24 protein-coding genes are annotated in these 23311 nt (G+C 58.6%); 12 read left to right on the top strand and 12 right to left on the bottom strand.

All coding sequences use genetic code 11. The annotated features are described in order from the left end of the window. The first annotated feature begins 9 nt into the window (after positions 1 to 9). Both ACA044_RS26280 and ACA044_RS26285 read left to right on the top strand, forming a co-directional pair. Positions 10 to 714 carry a FadR/GntR family transcriptional regulator gene (locus tag ACA044_RS26280; RefSeq protein WP_497443926.1) on the top strand — a complete coding sequence of 235 codons (705 nt, stop codon included), beginning with the start codon at positions 10 to 12 and terminating at the stop codon, positions 712 to 714. Positions 715 to 740: 26 nt separating this feature from the next. Continuing rightward, positions 741 to 1457: a GntR family transcriptional regulator gene (locus tag ACA044_RS26285; protein ID WP_497443927.1), complete on the top strand. Its 717-nt coding sequence runs from the start codon at positions 741 to 743 to the stop codon at positions 1455 to 1457. Between the two features lie 146 nt (positions 1458 to 1603). Here ACA044_RS26285 and yjiA read toward each other — a convergent pair whose 3' ends face one another. From yjiA to ACA044_RS26300, 3 genes are all read right to left on the bottom strand, one after another. Then, a complete protein-coding gene (gene yjiA / locus ACA044_RS26290) occupies positions 1604 to 2575 on the bottom strand; it encodes a GTPase (RefSeq protein WP_497443928.1) in 972 nt (323 codons plus the stop codon). Between the two features lie 176 nt (positions 2576 to 2751). After that, entirely contained in the window at positions 2752 to 2949 is a 198-nt protein-coding gene (locus ACA044_RS26295; RefSeq protein WP_007895266.1) for a YbdD/YjiX family protein, read from the bottom strand. Positions 2950 to 2964: 15 nt separating this feature from the next. After that, on the bottom strand, positions 2965 to 5031 hold the full coding sequence (locus ACA044_RS26300) for a carbon starvation CstA family protein (RefSeq protein WP_497443929.1): 2067 nt from the start codon (positions 5029 to 5031) through the stop codon (positions 2965 to 2967). Between the two features lie 158 nt (positions 5032 to 5189). Here ACA044_RS26300 and ACA044_RS26305 point away from each other — a divergent pair, with 158 nt between their 5' ends. Continuing rightward, entirely contained in the window at positions 5190 to 5558 is a 369-nt protein-coding gene (locus ACA044_RS26305; RefSeq protein WP_048396474.1) for a PilZ domain-containing protein, read from the top strand. A 129-nt stretch (positions 5559 to 5687) separates the two neighbouring features. On the opposite strand, the gene radA is transcribed toward ACA044_RS26305, so the two are convergent. The 3 genes from radA to katB are packed head-to-tail and all read right to left on the bottom strand — an operon-like array spanning position 5688 to position 9255. Next, on the bottom strand, positions 5688 to 7055 hold the full coding sequence (gene radA, locus ACA044_RS26310) for a DNA repair protein RadA (RefSeq protein ID WP_007937264.1): 1368 nt from the start codon (positions 7053 to 7055) through the stop codon (positions 5688 to 5690). A 45-nt stretch (positions 7056 to 7100) separates the two neighbouring features. Next, positions 7101 to 7655 carry an ankyrin repeat domain-containing protein gene (locus ACA044_RS26315; protein WP_497443930.1) on the bottom strand — a complete coding sequence of 185 codons (555 nt, stop codon included), beginning with the start codon at positions 7653 to 7655 and terminating at the stop codon, positions 7101 to 7103. 58 nt (positions 7656 to 7713) lie between these two features. Further along, a complete protein-coding gene (katB, locus tag ACA044_RS26320; protein WP_497443931.1) occupies positions 7714 to 9255 on the bottom strand; it encodes a catalase KatB in 1542 nt (513 codons plus the stop codon). A 285-nt stretch (positions 9256 to 9540) separates the two neighbouring features. Between katB and mscL the strand changes: the two genes are divergently transcribed. Then, positions 9541 to 9963 (top strand): large-conductance mechanosensitive channel protein MscL, encoded by a 423-nt coding sequence (gene mscL, locus ACA044_RS26325; RefSeq protein ID WP_497443932.1) that lies wholly within the window; start codon positions 9541 to 9543, stop codon positions 9961 to 9963. 39 nt (positions 9964 to 10002) lie between these two features. On the opposite strand, the gene ACA044_RS26330 is transcribed toward mscL, so the two are convergent. Further along, the gene (locus tag ACA044_RS26330) at positions 10003 to 10779 is read right to left on the bottom strand and encodes a ferredoxin--NADP reductase (protein WP_497443933.1); all 777 of its coding nucleotides are present in this window, start codon (positions 10777 to 10779) and stop codon (positions 10003 to 10005) included. 280 nt (positions 10780 to 11059) lie between these two features. Here ACA044_RS26330 and ACA044_RS26335 point away from each other — a divergent pair, with 280 nt between their 5' ends. Together ACA044_RS26335 and ACA044_RS26340 are read left to right on the top strand one after the other, a co-directional pair. Beyond that, on the top strand, positions 11060 to 11770 hold the full coding sequence (locus ACA044_RS26335) for an autoinducer binding domain-containing protein (protein WP_497443934.1): 711 nt from the start codon (positions 11060 to 11062) through the stop codon (positions 11768 to 11770). Positions 11771 to 11961: 191 nt separating this feature from the next. Continuing rightward, entirely contained in the window at positions 11962 to 13086 is a 1125-nt protein-coding gene (locus ACA044_RS26340; protein ID WP_497443935.1) for a methyltransferase, read from the top strand. A 66-nt stretch (positions 13087 to 13152) separates the two neighbouring features. On the opposite strand, the gene ACA044_RS26345 is transcribed toward ACA044_RS26340, so the two are convergent. The 3 genes from ACA044_RS26345 to ACA044_RS26355 are packed head-to-tail and all read right to left on the bottom strand — an operon-like array spanning position 13153 to position 15826. Next, the gene (locus ACA044_RS26345; protein WP_052967973.1) at positions 13153 to 13320 is read right to left on the bottom strand and encodes a DUF2474 domain-containing protein; all 168 of its coding nucleotides are present in this window, start codon (positions 13318 to 13320) and stop codon (positions 13153 to 13155) included. A 52-nt stretch (positions 13321 to 13372) separates the two neighbouring features. Further along, positions 13373 to 14380, bottom strand: coding sequence for a cytochrome d ubiquinol oxidase subunit II (cydB, locus tag ACA044_RS26350; protein ID WP_497443936.1), 1008 nt, complete (start codon positions 14378 to 14380; stop codon positions 13373 to 13375). A 3-nt stretch (positions 14381 to 14383) separates the two neighbouring features. Further along, entirely contained in the window at positions 14384 to 15826 is a 1443-nt protein-coding gene (locus ACA044_RS26355) for a cytochrome ubiquinol oxidase subunit I (RefSeq protein ID WP_497443937.1), read from the bottom strand. A 526-nt stretch (positions 15827 to 16352) separates the two neighbouring features. On the opposite strand from ACA044_RS26355, the gene ACA044_RS26360 reads away from it, so the two are divergent. The 3 genes from ACA044_RS26360 to ACA044_RS26370 all read left to right on the top strand — a co-directional run bounded on the left by ACA044_RS26360 (position 16353) and on the right by ACA044_RS26370 (position 18307). Continuing rightward, positions 16353 to 17591 (top strand): MFS transporter, encoded by a 1239-nt coding sequence (locus ACA044_RS26360; protein ID WP_497443938.1) that lies wholly within the window; start codon positions 16353 to 16355, stop codon positions 17589 to 17591. Between the two features lie 135 nt (positions 17592 to 17726). Continuing rightward, complete coding sequence (locus tag ACA044_RS26365; protein WP_497443939.1) at positions 17727 to 18005, top strand: type II toxin-antitoxin system RelE/ParE family toxin; 279 nt, start codon at positions 17727 to 17729, stop codon at positions 18003 to 18005. 14 nt (positions 18006 to 18019) lie between these two features. Beyond that, on the top strand, positions 18020 to 18307 hold the full coding sequence (locus tag ACA044_RS26370; protein ID WP_019581299.1) for a HigA family addiction module antitoxin: 288 nt from the start codon (positions 18020 to 18022) through the stop codon (positions 18305 to 18307). A 6-nt stretch (positions 18308 to 18313) separates the two neighbouring features. Here the strand turns inward: ACA044_RS26370 and ACA044_RS26375 are convergent, their stop codons facing one another. Then, a complete protein-coding gene (locus ACA044_RS26375; protein WP_497443940.1) occupies positions 18314 to 18865 on the bottom strand; it encodes a DJ-1 family glyoxalase III in 552 nt (183 codons plus the stop codon). Positions 18866 to 18932: 67 nt separating this feature from the next. Then, positions 18933 to 19379, bottom strand: a complete 447-nt coding sequence (locus ACA044_RS26380) for a DUF4879 domain-containing protein (RefSeq protein ID WP_497443941.1) — start codon at positions 19377 to 19379, stop codon at positions 18933 to 18935. A 236-nt stretch (positions 19380 to 19615) separates the two neighbouring features. Here ACA044_RS26380 and ACA044_RS26385 point away from each other — a divergent pair, with 236 nt between their 5' ends. From ACA044_RS26385 to ACA044_RS26395, 3 genes are all read left to right on the top strand, one after another. Then, entirely contained in the window at positions 19616 to 20911 is a 1296-nt protein-coding gene (locus ACA044_RS26385; RefSeq protein ID WP_497443942.1) for an NCS2 family permease, read from the top strand. After that, a complete protein-coding gene (gene trmA / locus ACA044_RS26390; protein ID WP_497443943.1) occupies positions 20908 to 21987 on the top strand; it encodes a tRNA (uridine(54)-C5)-methyltransferase TrmA in 1080 nt (359 codons plus the stop codon). The genes ACA044_RS26385 and trmA overlap by 4 nt, the downstream gene beginning before the upstream one ends. Positions 21988 to 22271: 284 nt before the next feature. Then, complete coding sequence (locus ACA044_RS26395) at positions 22272 to 23183, top strand: LysR family transcriptional regulator (protein WP_497443944.1); 912 nt, start codon at positions 22272 to 22274, stop codon at positions 23181 to 23183. Positions 23184 to 23311 lie beyond the last annotated feature (128 nt).

Below are 23311 nucleotides of genomic sequence, written 5' to 3' on the forward strand. Positions count from 1 at the left end.
GAGCAAACAGTGATTACCTCGTCAACCGTTGTAAATTCGGTGGTAGAAAAACTTCGGGCCGCACTGGCCCGCGGTCAGTGGCGCTCCGGTGAAATGCTGCCGGGCCAGCGTGAACTGGCCGAACAACTGGGCATCAGCCGCCCGAGCCTGCGCGAAGCCGTGACCGTGCTGGAAACCCTTGGGCTGGTGCGTTCCATGCCGGGCAAAGGCGTGGTGGTGCTGGAGGCCAATCTCAGCGACAGCCAAAGCCACGACATTGCGGTAGCCGGGGCTAGCCTGGAAGACGTACTGCAACTGCGCTACACCCTCGAGCCGTTCATCGTCGGTCTGGTGGCGCAGTCCATCAGCAGCAAGGAAGTCGGGCAACTTCGCCTGACTCTGATGGACATGCGCGAAGCCCTTGAGGCCAACGACAGCGAGGCCGGCGTGAACGCCTACATCGCGTTTCACGAAGAACTCTTCACGCTGACCTCGAACCCGATTTTCCAGAGCGTTGTGCAGCAGACCAGCAATGCCCTCAAGCAAAGCGCCGATGTGCTACGCAATTCTCCAGAGCATCTGGCTGAACGCCTTGAAGAAAATGAAGCCGTCGTGCGAGCGATCCGCAGCAAAAACAGTGCCCAAGCCAGCGCCGAGATGCGTCGGCATATCCTTCGGGAAGGGCAACGGATGGGCATCGAATTGAACATCCCGGACGACCACTTCGGCAGTTGACCCCCTCTTCGAACTGGAGACAGGCCATGAACAGCTTCGCCTCACCACAAATATTCACTGCCCTGCCCTTCTCCCGAATGGACACCGGGAAACTGCCAGCGGATGATCTCTATACACGGATCTTCGACGCCATTCTCGAACAGCGCATCCACGCAGCCAGTCGTTTTACTGAAGACAGACTGGCGCAGATGTTCAACGCTCGACGCAGTGACATTCGTAGCGTGCTGACGCAACTGTCTCATCAGCAGATCATTGTCCTTCGGACCAATCATCGTCCCCGAGTCGCCGCGCCCGATACCGAGCATACTCGGCAGATGCTGCATGCCCGACGACTGACCGAAATCACGCTGGTTCGATTGGCCTGCCAGCAACCTCGCCCACAAGACCTGAAACGCCTGCGTGCCTTGATCGACAGCGAACGCCGGTGCCTGGAGCGTGATCAGCATGGCCCAGCCATTCGATTGTCGGGAGAGTTTCACCTGCAATTGGCCGAAATGGCGGGGAACGCTCCGTTGGCGCATTTTCTCGGCAGTCTGGTGCCTATGACCTCACTGGCGATTGCGCAGTATGACGCGCAAGCGAGCGGTTATTGCGCGTGGCAGGAGCATGTCGCAATTGTCGATGCCGTGGAGCGTGGGGATGCTACGGCGGCCGAGATGTTGATGACCCGGCATCTGGATCATCTTGAGCAGGCACTGCTGAACGCTGGATCGGTAGTCAGCCAGAATCGTGTTGCCGGTTAGATCGCCTTCGCGAGCAAGCCCGCTCCCACATTTGATCCATGTTGCCCACTCTATCCGGGACGACACAAAGCCAATGTGGGAGCGGCGGTGCGACGATTCGACTTGCTCGCGAAAGCGAGCCTCAAACACGCTGAAGATATCCAACCTTACCCGGCTGCGACCCGCGCAAACCCCTCGCGAATCTTCTCTTCCGGCAAATCATCGGCAATGAACACAATCACGCTTTCACGCGATTCATCGTTCGCCCACTCGGTGTCCCAGTCGAATCCGTATAACTTCAAGACCCCTTGAAACACCATGCGCCGCGGTTCGCCAAGGATGTTCAAAACGCCTTTGTAGCGCAGCAGTTGCTTGCCATGGTCTTCCAGCAGTTCGTTCATGAACTCGCTGAGTTTGTCGATATCCAGCGGTTTGTCGGTGCGTAGCACCAGGCTGGTGATGCGGTCGGTGGACGGTGCCTTGCTCACCGGACGCAAACTCATACCACCACCGAGGTCGGCATTGAGGTTGAAGCCGCGCACGTCGAGCAGTTCGGCCAGATCGATCTTGCCGTGCTCGACCACGCGAATCGGCGCGCGACGGTTGATGCGGGTCAGGCGTTCGCTAAGGGCGGTGAAGGTCGGCTCGTCCACCAGATCCCGTTTACTTACCAGTAGCCGGTCGGCAAAGCCTATCTGCGCCTGGGCGATGGTCTGGGTCAGGTGCAGGTCGGCGTGGGCCGCATCCACCAGGGTGATGATGCCGTCAAGGATGTAGCGCTCACGCAGTTCTTCGTCGATGAAGAAGGTCTGCGCTACGGGGGCAGGATCAGCCAGACCGGTGCATTCGATCACCAGACGGTCGAAGGCGATTTCACCGCTGTCCAGGCGCTCAAGCAGCAGGTACAGCGCCTTGGTCAAGTCGGTGTGGATGGTGCAGCAGACGCAGCCGTTGGACAGCGTCATCACTTGCACCGGCTCGTCACCCAATAGCTGGGTATCGATGCCGGCGTCACTGAATTCGTTTTCGATCACGGCGATTTTCAGGCCGTGCTCGGCTTTGAGCAGGTGGCGCAACAGCGTGGTCTTGCCGGCGCCTAGAAAGCCGCTGAGGATGGTTACCGGGATGGGAGAGGACAAACGGGTTCTCCTGTTTCACAAAGTTAAAAAACAACACAAAACAAATGTGGGAGCGGCGGTGCGACGATTCGACTTGCTCGCGAAGAGGTCGTGTCAGTCGACATTAATGTTGAATGACACACCGCTTTCGCGAGCAAGCCCGCTCCCACAGGGATTGCATCAGCCAGGCTGTTGCATCAACAGCACTTCGGTCCACCCTTGCCACCGTAACGGGCTTCCTGACGTTCGCGAAAGAACATCTCGTAGCTCATCACCGGTTTGTCCGGGTGCTTGGTTTGCATATGCTCGACGTAGTTGTCGTAGTCGGGCATGCCGACCATCAGGCGTGCGGCCTGACCGAGGTATTTACCGAGGCGACTCAGGTCATTGAACATGATTGCAATCCTCGATTACGCATCCGGCTGAGCCTGGAATGGCGATTCTTTATCCGTCCGCTCTTTTTTACCCCAGGCGGCGATGCCAACCTTGAGCGCATAGAACAGAATGCTGAACACCACGAACAAGAACAGCGCGGTCAGCGTTGCATTGGTGTAGGCGTTGTAGATTACATGCTGCATCTGCTCGATGCTCTTGGCCGGGGCCAGGATCTGACCGTTGGCCAAGGCATCGCTGTATTTCCTGGCCAGCGCCAGGAAGCCAATCGCCGGGTTGGCGTCGAACAGCTTGATGAAGCCGGCGGTGGTGGTGCAGATCAGCAGCCACACCGCTGGCAGCATGGTCACCCAAATGTAGCGTTGGCGTTTCATTTTGATCAGCACGACGGTCGCCAGCATCAGCGCAATACCGGCCAGCATCTGGTTGGAGATACCGAACAACGGCCACAAGGTATTGATGCCACCCAGCGGGTCGATCACGCCTTGGTACAGCAAGTAGCCCCACATCGCCACGCAACCGGCGGTGGCAATCAGGTTGGCGGTCCAGGATTCAGTGCGTTTCAGGGCTGGCACGAAGGAACCGAGCAAGTCCTGCAGCATGAACCGTCCGGCACGGGTCCCGGCGTCCACCGCGGTCAGGATGAACAGCGCTTCGAACAGGATCGCGAAGTGGTACCAGAACGCCATGGTGTTTTCACCCGGCAGCACACTGTGCAGGATCTGCGCGATACCGACCGCCAGGGTCGGCGCACCGCCGGCACGGGCCAGGATGGTGGTTTCACCGATGTCCTTGGCCACCGCTTGCAGGGCTTCCGGGGTAATCGCGAAGCCCCAGCCGCTGACGGCTTGCGCCACAGCCACCACGTCACCGCCGACGACCGCCGCCGGGCTGTTCATGGCGAAGTACACGCCTGGCTCGATCACCGAAGCGGCAACCATCGCCATGATCGCCACGAAGGACTCCATCAGCATGCCGCCGTAACCGATGTAACGGGCGTTAACCTCGTTATCCAGCAACTTCGGCGTGGTGCCGGAAGAGATCAGTGCGTGGAAACCCGACACCGCGCCACAGGCGATGGTGATGAACAGGAACGGAAACAGACCACCCTTCCACACCGGCCCGGTGCCGTCGATGAACTGAGTCAATGCCGGCATTTTCAGCTCGGGCATGGTGATCAGAATGCCGATCGCCAGCGCGACGATGGTGCCGATCTTGAGGAAAGTAGACAGGTAGTCACGCGGCGCCAGAATCAGCCACACCGGCAGGACCGCCGCCACGAAACCGTAGCCGATCAGCATCCAGGTGATCTGGACCCCGGTAAAGCTGAACGCCTTGGCCCACACCGGATCGGCGGCAATCTGCCCGCCCAGCCAGATCGAACCCAGCAGCAACGCCACGCCGATCACCGAGATTTCACCGATGCGGCCCGGGCGGATGTAGCGCATGTAGATGCCCATGAACATCGCGATCGGGATGGTCGCCATCACCGTGAAAATCCCCCACGGGCTTTCGGCCAAGGCCTTGACCACGATCAGCGCCAGCACCGCGAGGATGATGATCATGATCAGGAAGCAGCCGAACAGCGCGATGGTCCCGGGGATGCGGCCCATTTCTTCACGGACCATGTCGCCCAGGGAACGGCCGTTGCGGCGGGTGGACATGAACAGGACCATGAAGTCCTGAACCGCACCGGCCAGCACCACCCCGGCAATCAGCCAGAGCGTACCGGGCAGGTAGCCCATCTGCGCCGCCAATACCGGACCGACCAGCGGCCCCGCGCCGGCGATGGCCGCGAAGTGGTGGCCGAAAAGGATGTGTTTGTTGGTCGGCACATAGTCCAGACCGTCATTGTTGAGCACGGCGGGTGTAGCCCGACGCGGATCGAGTTGCATCACATTGTTAGCGATGAACAGGCTGTAGTAGCGGTATGCGACAAGATAAATAGCGACGGCTGCGACTACGATCCAGAGGGCGTTGATCGCCTCGCCTCGGCGCAATGCCACTACACCCAGGGCGCACGCTCCTACGATCGCCAGCAGCAGCCAGGGTAAGTGGCGTAGCAGGCTATTATTATTTTTCATTTTATGATTCCAGCCAGAGTGGACAAGAAAGACAGCCATCCGGAGTTTAGCGCTACTGACGGCAAAGGCCATACCCCGACATCGATCCAAGGCCTGTCTTTGCTGGCAGGCTTTAACCATGCGGGTCTATAGTCAGCGGACATTCAGAGGATTGCGCCATGAGTGACCACCCTGCTGATCGCCGCCGCTTCAAACGTATTGCCTTCGATGCCCGAACCGAGCTGAGCCAGGGGGAATTCATCTGGCCGGTGAAGCTGATTGACCTGTCACTCAAGGGGCTACTTATCGAGAAGCCCGAGCCGTGGCTGGGTAATCCAGACTGGCATTTCCTGGTTGATATTCATCTTAACGAAGACGTCGAGATCAAGATGGATGTGATGTTGACCCACGATGACCATGGTCAACTCGGGTTTGTCTGCAAACACATCAGCCTGGAATCGATTGAGCGGCTGCGGCGATTGATCGAGTTCAACCTGGGCGATCCGCAAGAGCTGGAGCGTGAACTGGGCGCACTGATCGAAATCTGAAGACACGACGCAATACCTGTGGGAGCTGGGCTTGCCCGCGATAGCGACTTTAATCCCACCACAAATGTCGACTGACTAACCGCTATCGCGGGCAAGCCCAGCTCCCACAGGATTGTGTGTTGCTTGCAGCTACTCAAACAACGCGTCGAGGGCCTGTTCGAGACGCGTCACGGCAATAATCTGCAACCCCGGCGGCGCCTCTTTCGGCGCATTCCCCTTGGGCACAATGGCGCGCTTGAAGCCGTGTTTGGCAGCTTCCTTCAAGCGCTCCTGGCCACTCGGCACCGGGCGCACTTCACCCGACAAGCCGACTTCGCCGAACACCAGCAGATCATGGGGCAGCGGCCGGTTGCGCAAACTGGACATGACCGCCGCCATCAGTGCCAGGTCGGAGGCGGTTTCCAATACCTTCACCCCACCGACCACGTTGAGGAACACGTCCTGATCGTGAGTCGGGATGCCGCCATGACGGTGCAAAACCGCCAACAGCATCGCCAAGCGATTCTGATCCAGACCGAGCGTTACCCGGCGTGGGTTGGCCAGATGGCTGTCGTCCACCAGCGCCTGGACTTCCACCAGCATCGGCCGGGTGCCTTCCCATGTTGCCATGACCACGCTGCCCGGGACTTCTTCCTGAGCACGGGTGAGAAAAATCGCCGAGGGATTGGAGACTTCTTTCAGGCCCTTGTCGGTCATGCCGAACACGCCCAATTCATTCACCGCGCCGAAACGGTTTTTCACCGCCCGCAGCAGACGCAGGCGCCCATCGGATTCGCCCTCGAAATACAGAACAGTGTCGACCATGTGTTCCAGCACTCGGGGGCCGGCCAGCGCGCCCTCTTTGGTGACATGGCCCACGAGAAAAATCGCTGTGCCACTTTGTTTGGCGTAACGCACCAGCAATGCCGCACTTTCACGCACCTGGGAGACGCCCCCCGGTGCCGATTGCAATTGCTCGGTGAAGATCGTCTGAATCGAATCGATCACCATCACCTTGGGCTTTTCCTGCCGGGCGGTGGCGATGATGGTTTCGATGCAGGTTTCGGTCATCACTCGCAGCTGATCCTGAGGCAAGCCCAACCGCCGGGCACGCATGGCCACTTGCTGCTGAGACTCTTCGCCGGTGACATACAGCGCCGGCATGCTCTTGGCGAGGTTGCACAAGGTTTGCAACAGAATGGTCGACTTGCCGATGCCGGGATCACCACCGATCAACACCACCGAGCCATCCACCAGGCCACCGCCCAGAACGCGATCAAGCTCGCTGGACGCCGTGGAGAAACGCGGAATTTCTTCGACGCTGACTTCAGCCAGGGTCTTGATCTGCGCCTGCTGGCCGGTCCAACCGGTGCGACCGCTGGGGGCTGCGGCGCCGCCACTCTCCACCATGGTTTCGGTCAGCGTGTTCCAGGCCCCGCATTCGCCGCATTGGCCGGCCCACTTGGGGAAGGTTGAGCCGCACTCGGTGCAGCCGTACATGCGCTTGGCCTTGGCCATCTGAACTCCCGGCAAAAACCGCGATGATAGCTCAGCTGACGCGGATCAGCGCGGCGCCGCCGTGCGGATTTCACCGCTGGCCAGACGCGCGGCACTGTTGCCCAACGGATCTTCGGCGTTCATGTCCGCCCCTTTGGCCTTGAGTGCGTCCAACAACTCGACGCGCTTGAACAATCCGGCGTACATCGCGGCAGTCTGTCCCGCGCCATTGCGTTGGTCAGGGCTGCAATGGGCGGCCAGCAGGGTTCTGGCGATCTGCACTTCGCCTTTGAAAATCGCGCCCATCAACGCCGTGTTGCCGCGTTGATCCTGAGCGCAGGCGTCCGCCCCGGCGGCGAGTAAACGCTCCACGGCGGCGCTCTGACCGTGATAGGCGGCCAGAATCAGTGCGGTGTAACCCTTGCTGTCGCGGGTATCGAGGGAATAGCCGGCCTCGATGAAGGTCTCGAGCATCGGCACATCACCGCGTCGAGCGGCGTCGAAGTAGTAATCCTGTAATTGGTCTTTCAGCGCCTCGGGGTCCTGCGAGACTTGCGCGTCGGGTCCGGCGAGCACACTGAGCAACCAGCACGCCAGAAACACAGACAGATAAATACGCATGGCAACGCTCCTTGTATCAGACGGGACCTCGCATGAGGCCCCGCTTCAGGCAGATGGATCAGTCGACCAGCTTGGCCGCCAGCGCCTTGACCCGAGCCAGATCACCCTTGGCCACTTTGGTCACCCCGGTCCCGTATTCCGGGTCGGCTTTGTAAAGGAAGGACAGGATGATGTGCTTGCTCTCATCATCGGTGGTAGCCAGGGAGCCACCGAAGCTGTCGATCAGGTCCTGACGTTCCTTCTGGTTGAACGAGCGATACAGATCGCCGGCCTGCTTGAAGTTCTGCTCACGCTGAATCTTCGCCTGCTGCGTGCTGCCCGACAGGGCCGACTGGCTGTAACGCGCGGTTTGCGGCTCTTCACGAGACAGCAAACGACTTGGCTGGTAATTCACGCCCGTGCTGCTGGCGCCGATGTTCATTGCACCATCCTGATTACCGTTGTTCACGGCGATTTTTGGTGCGTTGATCGGCAACTGCAGAGCGTTGGCCCCCAGACGATACAGTTGGGTATCGGCATACGAGAACACTCGCCCTTGCAATAGGCGATCTTCTGAAGGTTCGATACCGGGAACTAAGTTGGCCGGCGCCATAGCCACTTGTTCGGTTTCCTGGAAAACATTCGCCGGATTACGGTTCAACACCATTTGTCCAACTTTTCGTTCAGGAATACCCGGCCAGATCTTGGTGGCGTCCAGTGGATCGAAATCAAACTTGGACAAATCTTGAGGATTTAAAACCTGGACGTACAAGTCCCACTTCGGAAACGCCCCCTTATTAATGTTGGCGACAAGGTCGTTAGTCATATGACTATAATCTTGACCTTGAACATTGGTAACTTCTTTAGGGTCGAGATTTTTTATCCCTTGCAAACTTTTCCAGTGAAACTTCACATAGTGCACATCGCCTTTAGCGTTAACCAACTTGTAGGCATGTACACCGTTGCCGTCCATTTCCCGATAACTGGCTGGCGTACCTGAATTGGAATACAGCTCGGTCAAAGTGCGAGTGGCTTCCGGAACATGGGAGAAGAAATCGAAACGACGGGAGTCGTCGTCAAGGTTCGTGCGTGGGTCCGGCTTGAAAGCATGGACCATGTCAGGAAACTTGATCGCATCACGGATGAAGAAGGTCGGAAAATTGTTGCCGACCAAATCCCAGTTACCGTCTGCGGTGTAGAACTTGGTAGCAAACCCCCTTGGATCACGCAGGGTTTCCGGCGAATGGTTGCCATGGACCACAGCGGAGAAACGCACAAATACCGGCGTGCTCTGGCCGCCGGCGAACACTTTGGCCTTGGTCAGGTCACTGAGGTCGTCTGTCACAGTGAACGTGCCATGGGCGCCAGTGCCACGGGCGTGCACCACACGTTCGGGGATGCGTTCACGGTCAAAACGCTGGAGCTTCTGGATCAGTTGTACGTCTTGCAATAACACTGGCCCGGTCGCGCCAGCGGTTTGCGAGTTCTGGTTGTCGCCGACGGCGGCACCGTTATCGCGGGTCAACGTCGCCGCGTTGACGGAAAGGGACAGCAGGCTGGCGGTCAGAACGCCGAAGGTACGACGCAAGGGAAAAGCCCCGAGGCCAAGGGGATTTGTCATAGCGGTTTCCTCTGATTTTATAAGGCGCATCCAGATGCGCCCCACAGAGGCTAGTGACCCAAAGGCCAAAACATAAATAGAAATCCCACACCGGGCCGATAGAGAAAAAGGTCTGGAAAGCCTGATCTAGAGCGAGTAGCCGCGCGCGACTGGTGGCACTTTGCAAACTAATTGCCGGAAGATGTGTCGATAAGAGCGAGCATTGTAAGACGGTGTTTCGAGCACGAGCCGATTTGCTGATTTACACTGCCGTCACCAACCTCATCTGTAACAAGGAAATAACCTATGGGCGTGATAAGTGAGTTCAAGGCCTTCGCGGTCAAAGGGAATGTGGTCGACATGGCCGTGGGAATCATCATCGGCGCAGCCTTCGGCAAAATCGTTTCGTCGTTTGTCGGCGACGTGGTGATGCCGCCAATCGGCCTGCTAATCGGTGGGGTGGATTTCAGTGACCTGGCCATTACGCTCAAGGCTGTCAACGGTGAGGTCCCCGCGGTGATGCTGGCGTACGGTAAGTTCATCCAGAGCTTGATCGATTTCATCATCGTCGCCTTCGCGATCTTCATGGGCGTCAAGGCTATCAACCGCCTGAAACGCGAAGAGGCCGTTGCGCCAACCCTGCCGCCGGTTCCGACCAAGGAAGAAGAGCTGCTGGAAGAGATTCGCGATCTGCTCAAGGCCCAGAATAATCGGCCCCCTGAAGGCTGATTGCACACCAAAAAACGGCGTTTTCAAGGCGCCGTTTGTTTACCAGTAGTTTTCCACCGCCACTTGGCCAGGTCGCCGACTGAGGCTCAAGTGCATGTCCCGTTGTTTGAGTAACTTGCGCGTGTCATCGATCATCTGCGGATTACCGCAGAGCATCACCCGCGAATGCTCGGCCGTCAGCGCTACGCCGGCCACCTGCTCCAGCTCGCCACTTTCCATGAGCCTGGTGATCCGCCCATTCAAGGCACCCGGATGCTGCTCTCGGGTAACGGTGGCGATGAACTGCAGCTTGTGCGCGTATTCGGCCAGATAGTCGCGCTGCACCAGCCCCGCAATCAGCTCCTGGTACGCCAGCTCCCGCGCTTCGCGCACGCTGTAGACCAGGATGATTCGTTCGAATTTTTCCCAAACCTCGAAATCCTGCAGGATCGACAGAAACGGCGCCAGGCCCGTGCCTGTTGATAATAACCAGAGATCACGGCCATCGACGAAGCGATCCAGCGTCAGATAACCAAAGGCCTGCCGGTCGACCAGCAGCGTATCGCCGACTTCCAGCCGACTCAACTCACTGGTGAATTCCCCTCCCGGTACAACAATGGAGAAGAACTCAAGGAATTCATCATAGGGCGATGAAACCATGGAATAAGCCCGCCACACCGTGCTGCCGTCTGCCTTGGTCACGCCCAGCCGGGCGAATTGCCCGCCGCGAAAACGAAAGCCTGGATCCCTGGTTGTGCGCAGGGTAAACAGGTTTGGGGTCAATGGCTGGACCTCAAGCAAGGTCTGGCGAGTGAATTTTTCCGCACTGGCAGTCATGGGTCGCTCCATTCAACAGATAACCCCAGTGTCCCGCAAAGCAAGCAGCGTAAACACCGATGATTTGTAATGTCTTTAGGCAACAAACCAAACACGACAAACAATAAACACGCGTTGAGTCTGTTTCTTCGCAGTAATAAAGCTAAGAACCGGCAATGCAGTTGCAGCCATTTCAAGAACGAAAAAATTCAGCATACATATAAGAATTCTCTTACAATCTGTAACGTGCCGAATCCCGGATCCAATCAGCACCCTCAAGAAAGCCGCATGGAGTTACCCAATGAAAGCGTGGAAGGAATCACAGCTAATGCAGCTTTCTTACGCCCAGAAATTAGAGACCGCGTACGAGATTTCTCTCAATCTCGTTAAAACCTTGGGCTTTAATTTTTGCGCATTTTCAATAATACCCCGAACACGAGGGCTCTCTCGCCGCAAGATAAATTTGAATAATTACTCTAGCGAATGGAACACCCAATATGAACAAGAGCATTTCAGTGAGATCGATCCAATACTAGCCCATTGCAATCGCTCCGAAATGCCGATTCTTTGGCAGGAGGACGTCTTCTCAAAGGCACCAACACTGTGGCAAGCACAAAAAGAGCAAGGTTTGTGCTATGGCTGGTCCCAATCCGTTCATGATAAGAACGGGCTTTGCAGCATGCTGAGTCTGGCCAGAGGCCACTGCCCGATCACTACGCATGATATGTATAAAAATCTGGGCTACGCGATGTTCATTAGCCGGCACCTGCATGGGCTTGTCGCGAAAGACCTGCCTGCTTCCTCGCTGAATCTGAACACTGTGCATTTAACATCCCGTGAAATCGAAGTGCTGCAATATTCAGCCAACGGCAAGACAGCGGGTGAAATCGCGATCATCCTCAGCCTGAGTGAAAGCACGGTACAGTTCCATATACGAGGCGCCATCCGCAAATTCGGTGTCAACAACAAGATTGCGGCGGTGATCAGAGCAGCAAGGGAAGGCGTTATCTAAAACTATTCGAATCAGGTAATCCCTGCGAGTAATCCAGACAAAAAAAACGTACCATCTGCGATCCATCCTGAGTGATGACGTGGGAAATCCCACGACGCAGTTCACTCGGATGGATCCGCCCGATACAACGCCCCTGAGCGACGGGCCCCCTCTTGATTATCCTTCGTTGACTACCCAGAGCCCCCTGCCTCATGCCTCTGCTCGAAACCCCCTTCGCTCGACTCGATCTGATCCGCCAGCCAGAACAGCAGAACGAACCGCTGCAAGCATTTGATGCCGCAGACGAATACCTGCTCAATCATCTGGCCGGGCAACAACCGACAGCCGATAGCCGAGTACTGGTGCTCAACGACAGCTTTGGCGCATTGGCCGCCAGCCTGGCAGGCAAGGTCCGGGTGACCAGTAGCGGCGATTCGTTTCTGGCCTTTCAGGGACTGGAAAAAAACCTGATACGCAACGGCCAGGCGTTTGATGCGGTGCCGAGGGTGCCTGCCAGCGAAGCGTTCGTCGGGCCGTTTGACCGGGTCTTGGTCCGGGTACCGAAAACCCTGGCCTTGCTGGAGGAGCAACTGATCCGGCTACAGGGTCAATTGGCTCCCGGCGCTCAAGTGATTGCGGCTGCGATGGTGAAGCATCTGCCACGCGCTGCAGGCGATTTGCTGGAGCGCTACATCGGCCCGGTGCAAGCCTCGCTGGCCGTGAAAAAGGCTCGGCTGCTGATCGCCACGCCCGAAGCCAAAGCCTGCGCGATCTCCCCGTACCCGACCCGCTATCGACTCGACGAGCCTGCGATCGAACTGCTCAATCACGCGAATGTGTTTTGCCGCGAAGGGCTGGATATCGGCACGCGGGCCTTTTTGCCGCACTTGCCGAAGAACCTCGGCACAGCGCGGGTCGCCGATCTGGGGTGTGGTAACGGCGTGCTGGCGATCGCCAGTGCCCTGCAAAACCCCGAGGCCCAATACACCCTGGTGGACGAGTCATTCATGGCCGTGCAATCGGCCGCTGAAAACTGGCGCACGGCGCTGGGTGATCGTGACGTGATCGTGCGGGCCGGCGATGGTTTGGCTGAGCAGGAACCTCAATCCCTGGACGTGGTGCTGTGCAATCCGCCGTTTCACCAACAGCAAGTGGTCGGCGATTTCCTGGCGTGGCGGATGTTCCAGCAGGCGCGTGAATCGTTGGTGGTGGGCGGTGCGCTGTACATCGTCGGCAACCGTCATCTGGGTTATCACAGCAAGCTGGCGCGGTTGTTCCGCGGCGTCGAGCAAGTAGCAGCCACCCCCAAGTTCGTCATCCTCAAAGCACGTAAATAAAAGCGGAAAAAAACCCTCCATCGGGAGGGTTGTAAATCCGTGCCGCAAGGCAACGGGATGGGAATTTCAGTGGGTGCTCAGGCCCGCGGCATTCATGAACATCCGCATCAGGCTGGCCACGATGAACAGTGCCACGACGCTGCCGGTCCAGATCATCGCCAGCCAGCCGAGTCGCTGCCAGAGCGGCTTTTTCTCGGCGGCTTCAATTTCCTGCAAATCAGGTTTGCCAGCCATCATCGCTTTCTCCTCTGCAACGGCGCCGGTATCAATCATGCGCCGTAGTCGGCTAGTGGTAACCATCTTCGTGGGTGACCTTGCCGCGGAATACATAGTAACTCCAGAAGGTGTAACCCAGGATGAACGGGATGATGAACAACGTGCCCACCAACATGAAGCCCTGGCTTTGCGGTGGTGCGGCAGCGTCCCAGATCGAGATCGATGGCGGCACGATGTTCGGCCACAGGCTGATACCCAGACCGCTGTAGCCGAGGAAGATCAGCACCAGGGTCAACAGGAATGGCGTGTAATGCGCATTGCGGGCCACCGCGCGAATCAGACCGTACAGGGTCACCAGCACCAGAATCGGCACCGGCAAGAACCAGAACAGGTTCGGCAGGGTGAACCAGCGAGCGGCAATCTCGGCGTGGGCCAGCGGCGTCCAGATACTGACGATGCCAATCACCGCCAGTAACACGAAGGCCAAGGGGCGTGCCAGGTCATGCATCTGTTCCTGCAGCTTGCCTTCGGTTTTCATGATCAGCCAGGTGCAACCGAGCAGCGCGTAAGCCACCACCAGCGCTGCACCGCAGAACAGGGTGAACGGCGTCAGCCAGTCGAGTGAACCACCGGCGAACTGACGGTTGACCACCGGCAGCCCATCGATGAACGCACCCAACGCCACGCCCTGGAAGAAAGTTGCGGCGATCGAGCCACCGATGAATGCCTTGTCCCAGAGATGGCGCTTATCGTCTTTGGCCTTGAAGCGGAACTCGAAGGCCACGCCGCGGAAAATCAGCCCGATCAGCATGAAAATCAGCGGCAGGTACAACGCCGAGAGCACCACCGAATAGGCCAGCGGGAAGGCGCCGAACAATGCCGCGCCACCCAATACCAGCCAGGTTTCGTTGCCGTCCCAGACAGGGGCGACGGTGTTCATCATGACGTCACGATCGCTCTTGCCCTTGATGAACGGGAAAAGAATCCCGATCCCCAGGTCGAAGCCGTCCATGACCACGTACATCATGATGCCGAAGATGATGATCACGGCCCAGATCAGCGGAAGATCAATACCCATGATTCAAATCTCCTTGGTCAGGCTGGGGCTGTTGTCAGCTTCGCTGCCATCGTCATCGGCTGCAGACAGCGGACGGGCCGGTGTGCGTTTCTGGCCAGGACCACCTTCGTTGGTTTCCTTGCCTTCGTCGATCTTCGGCCCTTTGCGCACCAGACGCATCATGTAACCAAGACCGGCACCGAACAGCGCGAAATACACCACAACGAACATGATCAAGGTGATGCTCATCTGCACGAAGCTGTGCCCGGAGGACGCATCCGCCGTGCGCATCAGCCCATAAACCACCCATGGCTGACGGCCGATTTCAGTGGTGAACCAGCCGGCGAGGATTGCGATCAGGCCGGACGGGCCCATCCACAGTGCCAAGTACAGGAACGGACGCGAGGTATACAGCTTGTCGCGTTTGCGCAGCCACAGGCTCCACAAACCGGTGAAGATCATCAGCATGCCCAGACCGACCATGATCCGGAACGACCAGAACACGATAGTCGAATTCGGCCGGTCTTCAGGCGGGAACTCCTTGAGCGCCGGCACCTGTTTGTCCAGGGAGTGGGTCAGGATCAGGCTGCCCAGGTACGGAATCTCGACGGCGAATCTGGTTTTTTCGGCTTTCATGTCCGGCCAGCCGAACAGGATCAGCGGAGTCGGTTCATCACCGTGGTTTTCCCAGTGGCCTTCGATCGCGGCAATTTTCGCCGGCTGGTGCTTGAGGGTGTTGAGGCCGTGGAAGTCACCGATGACGGCCTGAATCGGGGCCACGATCAAGGCCATCCACATGGCCATCGAGAGCATGGTGCGGATCGCCGGGTTATCCTTGCCGCGCAGTAAGTGCCAGGCCGCCGAGGAGCCGACGAAGAATGCCGTGGCGACGAACGCAGCAGTCGCCATGTGCATCAAGCGGTACGGAAACGACGGGTTGAAGATCACCGCCAGCCAGTCCACTGGAATGACTTGCCCGTTGACGATTTCGTAACCCTGCGGGGTCTGCATCCAGCTGTTGGAAGCCAGAATCCAGAAGGTCGAGATCAGGGTGCCAATGGCGACCATGACCGTGGCGAAGAAGTGCAGGTTGCGTCCGACCTTGTTCCAGCCGAACAGCATGACGCCGAGGAAACCGGCTTCGAGGAAGAAGGCGGTGAGTACTTCATAAGTCAGCAACGGGCCGGTCACGGAACCGGCGAAGTCCGAGAAGCGGCTCCAGTTGGTGCCGAACTGATACGCCATGACCAAGCCGGAAACCACGCCCATGCCGAAGTTGACGGCAAATATCTTCGACCAGAAATGGTACAAATCGCGGTAAGTGTCGTTGTGCGTCTTCAGCCACAGGCCTTCGAGCACCGCCAGGTAACTCGCCAGGCCAATGGTGATGGCCGGGAACAGGATGTGGAATGAAATGGTGAACGCGAACTGAATCCGGGCGAGATCAAGTGCCTCCAAACCGAACATAAGTCTTCCTCTGTCAGGTAATACCGGCTGAAGGCTTGCGGCCTACACCCACTGCCCCCACGGATATGGAGTGTGGCGAATTTGAATTCGTTCTTTTTGTACCATCATCACAACGTAGGGAGTCTGGCCATCTGGCCACCAGATCAATTCCCCGAAGGGTCTTGATCTGGATCAAGCAACGTTGAAAGAGTAGTCGCATTTTTGCCGATGGACGGTGTGGTCTTTTGCCGCGTGACAGGTTGCCTCATGGGTTTGGTCATGAGCTGCAATACATTCCCTGCGGCGAGGGAGCTTGCTCCCACTCGGCTGCGCAGCAGTCGTAAAACCGGGTGATGCGATATGCCTGTGGGAATGGGGTAGCAGGTTCAGGACTGCTTCGCAGCCCAGCGGGAGCAAGCTCCCTCGCCACAGGGGATTTAAGGGCTCCATAGATCGGTGTCTAGCTAACTAAATTTTCCGCTCTCGCAACTTCCAGTTACAGGTTGGTGATAATCTCGCCCTTCCCTCGCTCAAGATCTGCCCTCAGATGCCCATCCAAGCGCCCCTGCTGTTACGTCATCATCGCCCGTTCATCGCGTTCTGGCTGGCACGAGTGTTTACCGCCAGCGGTTTTCAGATGCTGACCGTGGCCATCGGCTGGAATCTGTATCAACTGACCGGCAACGTACTCGATCTGGGTCTGGTGGGGTTGGTGGAGTTTGCCCCACGGGTGTTGTTCATGCTGCACACCGGGCATGTGGCGGATCGCTATGACCGGCGCAAGGTCGCGGCGATCTGTCAGTCCCTGCAAGCGCTGATCGCCCTGTCGCTGGCCATCGGCAGCGCGACCGACCATGTCACCCGGGAGATGATCTTCATCCTCGCGTTCCTGCTCGGTGCCGCCCGCTCCTTCGAAATGCCCACCACTCAGGCCTTGCTGCCGAGCATCGTGCCTGGCACGTTATTCCCCCGCGCCGTTGCTGCGGCGCAATCTGCACAACAATCGGCGACCATCGTCGCCCCGGCCCTCGGCGGTTTGCTCTACGCCTTCGGCAGCGTCTGGGTGTATGGCCCGACGGTGATCCTCTACCTCATCGCCTGTGTGCTGATGCTCAACCTCCCGGCCCGGCAGACGCCGCTGAACAAGGGCAAGGCAACCCTGGATTCGCTGCTGGCAGGCATTCGATTCATTCGCAGTCGCCCGGACATTCTCGGGGCGATTTCCCTGGATCTGTTTGCCGTCCTGCTGGGTGGAGCGACGGCGCTGCTGCCGGTGTTCGCCAAAGATATTCTGCTGACCGGTCCCTGGGGCCTGGGCCTGCTGCGTTCGGCCCCGGCGGTGGGTGCGCTGCTGATGTCGCTATTTCTCGCGCGATTTGCCGTGGAGCGCAACGTCGGGCGGGTGATGTTCACGGCCGTGGGCGTATTCGGCGTGGCAACCATCGCCTTTGGCCTGTCGACTTCGTTCTGGTTCTCCCTCGCCGTGCTGGCGGTATTGGGCGCTGCGGACATGATCAGCATGGTGATCCGCGCCTCGTTCGTGCAACTGGAAACCCCGGACGAAATGCGCGGGCGGGTCAGCGCTGTGAATGGCTTGTTCATTGGCGCGTCGAATCAGCTTGGCGAGTTCGAGTCCGGCCTGACTGCCCACTGGTTCGGCACCGTGCCAGCAGTGGTTATGGGCGGCATCGGCACACTGATGGTGACCGGAGTCTGGATCAAACTGTTCCCGACCCTGGCCAACCGCGACCGCATGCATGTGCCGGTGGAAGAGGTCAGGGCCTGAAGCAGCTCAAGGCAATAGGAAAGTCCTGCAGCTACTTCCAAAAAGACTGGAAACCAGCACAAAGCATAAATTCTCCGACCAAGTGCAATACATAGATAGTGCATCGAGTGTAATGTATCGCCTTACACTTTCAGCATGATCAAATCCTTTCAGCACAAAGGCCTTCGTGGCTTCTACGAAACCGGTTCGACTCGTGGGATTCGAGCAGATCATGCGAAACGTCTGGCTCGCATGTTGCAGTTCATGGATCGCGCAGCGGTTCCCGACGACCTCGACCTTCCGGGATGGCGATTACACCCGCTCAAGGGCGAGCTGACCGAATATTGGTCACTCAGCGTTTCGGGGAACTGGCGGGTTATTTTTCGTTTTATCGGTTCGGATATCGAACTGGTCGACTATCTGGACTATCACTGACAGGAGGCAGGACCATGCCCATGCACAACCCGCCACACCCTGGCGAAACACTCTTGATGGATGTATTGCCCGAGCTTGGCATCAGCGTCACCGAACTGGCCCGGCACCTTGGATTCGCCCGCCCGCATCTTTCGCGAGTGCTGCACGGCCATGCGCCAATTAGTCCAGACCTGGCAGTACGTCTGGAGCGGGCCGGAATCGGCAAGGCCCGGATGTGGTTAGGGGTTCAGACCGACTACGATCTGTGGCAGGCGGAACAACGAGAGCAGCCGCTCATCGAACCTATTGCTGTCCACGCCTGACATTCACTAAACCACCAACTCCCCTGCCACCGCCGACCGCGTGGCTTTGCCGCAGAGTTGCTCCACCAGCGTCAGCGCAAACTCCAACGCGGCACCCGACCCCTGGGCGGTGATGCAGTTGCCGTCGACCAGCACCGGTTGGTCGACGAAGTTGCAGCCGGACAGTTGATTGCTGACGGTGGGCAGGCAGGTCATGCGCCGCTGACGCAATACGCCAAAGGTTTGCAGCGCCAGCGCCGGAGATTCGGCAATGCCGGCGAACAGCCGTCCGGCGGCGACCTGGTCCTTGACCAATTGTTGCAGGGGTTGGTGGGCCGCCAAATGCTGTGCCCCCACGGCACCGCCGGGCAGAACGATCAGGTCGAAGGGCTGGGCCAGTAAATCCACCAACATCGCATCGGCGGTCAGACGGGTGCCGCGAGCGCAGGTGAGCATGCGCCGCGACTCGATGCTGGCCACCACCACTTCAACCTTGGCGCGGCGCAGCACATCGATCAGGGTCACGGTTTGCAGATCGTCGATGCCCTCGGCGAGGGTAATCAGGGCTCTAAAGGTCATGGGCGCAGTCCACAGGATAATCTTTAAAGCGTAGTCAGCTTTCCTGCCCCTTGTTCGAGCCCCGCCGTTACTTGATGTAAAGCTGCGTCGACATCGTGTTGCCCGGCGCGTTGATCGAGGTGTTGCTGAACGTGAAGATGCCGCCCTGCTTGCCTGCCAGGTTGAAGATGTACAGATAGCCGACGGTTTTTTTCCCGGCGGAACACTCGGTCAGGTTGCCGGTATCAAAAGCACAGACAGGGGTTCGGGTGCCGTCCACTACGAAACCGTCCAGTGCGACATGGGCTTCACGGCCGTAGCCGACTTCCAGCACGTACACCTTGATGTTTGGCCCCTTGTGGTCGCAACGGGTTTGCGCTTGGCCGTCCGCGATATTTTCAAAGCCACAGCCTGGCGATTCGACCTTGAGTACCTTTACCTGGCTCAACGGTGGCGCCGTCGCTGCCGAGGCGGTTTGCGCGCCCAGCAACAACGCGATCAATATTGCACATGCGGCAACCACACGCGTCTTCATGCACTTAATACTCACCCCCACCTCCCCCCATAAAAACAGCGCGCAGTATGGCTCAGTTCCCTTTTGGGCAAAACATCGACGACGATCACAGCCATAAGCAGCCATAGCGCCACGCTGCTGGTATGATGCGCGGCTTTTTCCGACCCACAGAAAATTCCCCAGGCGCCTGCAGCGGTCTGTGCTTTGCTGTTGAGGTCGATACATTCACGGCGCCGGGCGCGCCACGGGGAGCAGACATGCTGGAAAGGCTGTTTCAACTCAAGGCACACAACACCAACGTGCGGACCGAGATTCTGGCGGGCGTCACGACCTTTTTGGCCATGGCCTACATTCTGTTCGTCAACCCTAGCATTCTCGGCGAGACCGGCATGGACAAGGGCGCGGTGTTTGTCGCCACCTGTCTGGCAGCCGCCATCGGCTCGACGACCATGGGCCTGATCGCCAACTACCCGATCGCCCTCGCGCCGGGCATGGGCCTGAACGCCTTCTTCACCTACACCGTGGTCCTGCACATGGGCCACACCTGGCAAGTAGCGCTGGGCGCGGTGTTCATCTCGGCCGTGATGTTTTTCCTGTTGTCGATCTTCCGCATCCGCGAATGGATCATCAACAGCATCCCGCTGGCGCTGCGCTCGGCGATTGCCGCCGGTATCGGCCTGTTTCTGGCGCTGATCGCCCTGCACAACGCCGGCATCGTGGTCAGCAACCCCGCGACCATGGTCGGCCTCGGCGACCTGAAGCAACCAGCACCGATCCTCGCGACCCTGGGCTTTGCCCTGATCGTGGCGCTTGAAGCGCTGAAAGTGCGCGGTGCGGTACTGATCGGTATTCTGGCGGTGACCATTGTTTCGATCCTGATGGGCTTCAGCCCGTTCGGCGGCGTGATGTCGATGCCACCGTCCCTGGCCCCGACTTTCCTGCAACTGGACATCAAAGGTGCACTGGACATCGGTCTGGTCAGCGTGATCTTCGCGTTCCTGTTCGTCGACCTGTTCGACAACTCCGGCACCCTGATCGGCGTCGCCAAGCGCGCCGGCCTGATGGGCAAGGACGGCCACATGCCGAAAATGGGCCGTGCCCTGATCGCCGACAGCACCGCGGCCATGGCCGGCTCCTTGCTGGGCACCTCGACCACCACCAGCTACATCGAGTCCGCAGCCGGCGTGAGTGCCGGTGGCCGCACCGGCCTGACCGCTGTCGTGGTGGCGATTCTGTTCCTGCTGGCGCTGTTCTTCTCGCCATTGGCGGCCAGCGTTCCAGCCTTCGCCACCGCGCCTGCGTTGCTGTTCGTCGCCGTACTGATGACATCCGGCCTGGCGGAAATAGACTGGGACGACATCACCGTCGCCGCACCGGTCGTGGTCACCGCCCTGGCCATGCCATTCACTTATTCCATTGCCAACGGCATCGCCTTCGGTTTCATCTCCTGGACAGCCATCAAGTTGTTGTCCGGTCGCGGCCGTGAGTTGAATTCGGCGCTGGTGATTCTGTCGATTCTGTTCGTGATCAAGTTGGGTTGGTTCAACGCATGACTTTTGATTCCCAGGCCTACGCCGTTCAGCTCGAAGAAAAGGTCACACGCCTGCGTGACCTGCTGGCCCCGTTCGATGCACCCGAACCCGCAGTGTTCGACTCGCCGCTGAAAAACTTTCGCCTGCGTGCCGAATTCCGCCTGTGGCGTGAAGCCGGCGAGCGTCACTACGCGATGTTTTCCCAGGAAGATAAACGCACGCCGATCCTGATCGAAGAGTTCCCGATTGCCAGCCTGCGTATCAATCAGTTGATGCCGCAGCTGAAGGCAGCGTGGCAAGCGAGTGCGGCCCTGAGCCACAAGCTGTTTCAGGTAGAGTTCCTGACCACGCTGGCCGGCGATGCCATGATCACGCTGTGCTATCACCGCCCGCTGGACGAGCACTGGCACACGGCGGCGTCGAAACTGGCAGCCGACCTGAACGTCAGCGTCATCGGTCGCTCGAAGGGCAAACGCGAAGTGATCGGTCACGATTACGTGGTCGAGAAGCTCGAAGTTGGCGGCCGCACCTTCAGCTATCGCCAGCCGGAAGGCGCGTTCACTCAACCCAACGGTACGGTGAACCAGAAGATGCTCAACTGGGCGTACGACGCTCTTGGCGATCGCCCCGACGATTTGCTGGAGCTGTATTGCGGCAACGGTAACTTCACCCTGCCACTCGCTACCCGCGTGCGTAAAGTGCTGGCCACCGAGATCAGCAAGACCTCGGTCAACGCAGCACTCAGCAACCTGAGCGAAAACGCGGTGAATAACGTCACACTGGTGCGTTTGTCTGCCGAAGAACTAACCGAAGCCCTGAACGAAGTTCGCCCGTTCCGCCGCCTGCACGGCATCGACCTCAAGAGCTACGAATTCGGTAGCGTGTTCGTCGACCCGCCCCGCGCCGGCATGGACCCGGACACTTGCGAACTGACCCGGCGCTTCGAGAACATCCTCTACATTTCCTGCAACCCGGAAACCCTCGCGGCCAACATCGCTCAACTGCACGACACCCACCGCATCACTCAATGCGCGATGTTCGACCAGTTTCCGTGGACCCATCACATGGAATCCGGGGTGTTGTTGACCCGCCGTTGATTGCAGCCTCTACACACAAGCCGTCCCGGGGACTAATGCCTGTCAGTTAAGCGAAATCCCTGTGTGCGGGCTTGCTCGCGAAGGCGGTGTGTCATTCAACATTGATGTTGACTGACCCGCCGCCTTCGCGAGCAAGCCCGCTCCCACAGGTTTCGTTCCTTAACTGACAGGCATTAATCCCCGGGACGGCTTTTTTGTAGGCGATTGAAACGCCCTGTATTTGTGCCCCCTTATTTGATAAATACAGTCTCAGGCATTTCATTTGATTCCCGGTGTAATCAATCATGCAGCGACATTTCGACGATCTTCAATTAGGCAGCATTGAACTATTTTGCCTGGCCGCCGAAGCTGGCAGCTTTACCGCTGCGGCCCTGGTGGCGGGCGTAACCCCGGCCGCCGTCAGCCGCTCGGTGTCGCGCATGGAAGAGCGCCTGGGCGTACGGCTGTTCGCGCGTACGACCCGCAGCGTCAAGCTGACCGACAGTGGCCGACGTTATTTCGAGGAGTGTCGCGAGGCTCTCGCACAACTGGTCGAGGCCCAGCGCGAAGTCATGGGCCAACAGCAAGAACCTTCCGGCACCTTGCGCATCAGCATTCCCACCACCTATGCACACCACCGTATTTTGCCGCTGCTACCGGCGTTTCGGGCGCGCTTTCCCGCAGTGAAAGTCGAGGCGCACATCAGCAATCGCAACATTGATTTCGTCGGCGAAGGCTATGACATGGCGATCCGCGTGCGAGCCATTCCCGACTCCGGGCTGATTGCCCGGCAGTTGGAAGACGCCACGCTGGTGATGATTGCCAGCCCTGATTACCTGAAGCGTACCGGCACCCCGCAGACCCTGAACGACCTGGCGCACCACGAATGCATTCAGTTCGAGTTGCCCAGCAGCGGGCGGAGGATTGCCTGGCTGTTCAACGACAACGGAGTGCCGCTGGAGATCCTGGCCGAGGGCAATTACTGCTGCTCCGATGATGTATTGGGCGGCGTGACGTTGGCGAAACATGGCGCCGGCTTGTTTCAAACCTATCGCTTCATCGTCGAAAACGAACTGGCTGATGGTTCGCTGGTGGAGGTGCTCAAGCCCTATGGCGGACGTTCCCGCCCCTTCACTCTGCTTTATCCACAAAGCCGCCATGTGCCGTTGCGGCTAAGAGCGTTTATCGATTTTCTGATTGAGCATCTGCCCCGTTGAAAAGGTCGCACCTGTAGGCGCTGCCGAGGGCTGCGATTTTTTTGTATATGTCCGATCACCGCACAAATAATCCAGGCGTGACACCCTCTTCAATTGACCTTATTAACCAGTTAGTACAATTTCTCCCC

The organism is Pseudomonas sp. LBUM1673 (assembly GCF_059695645.1).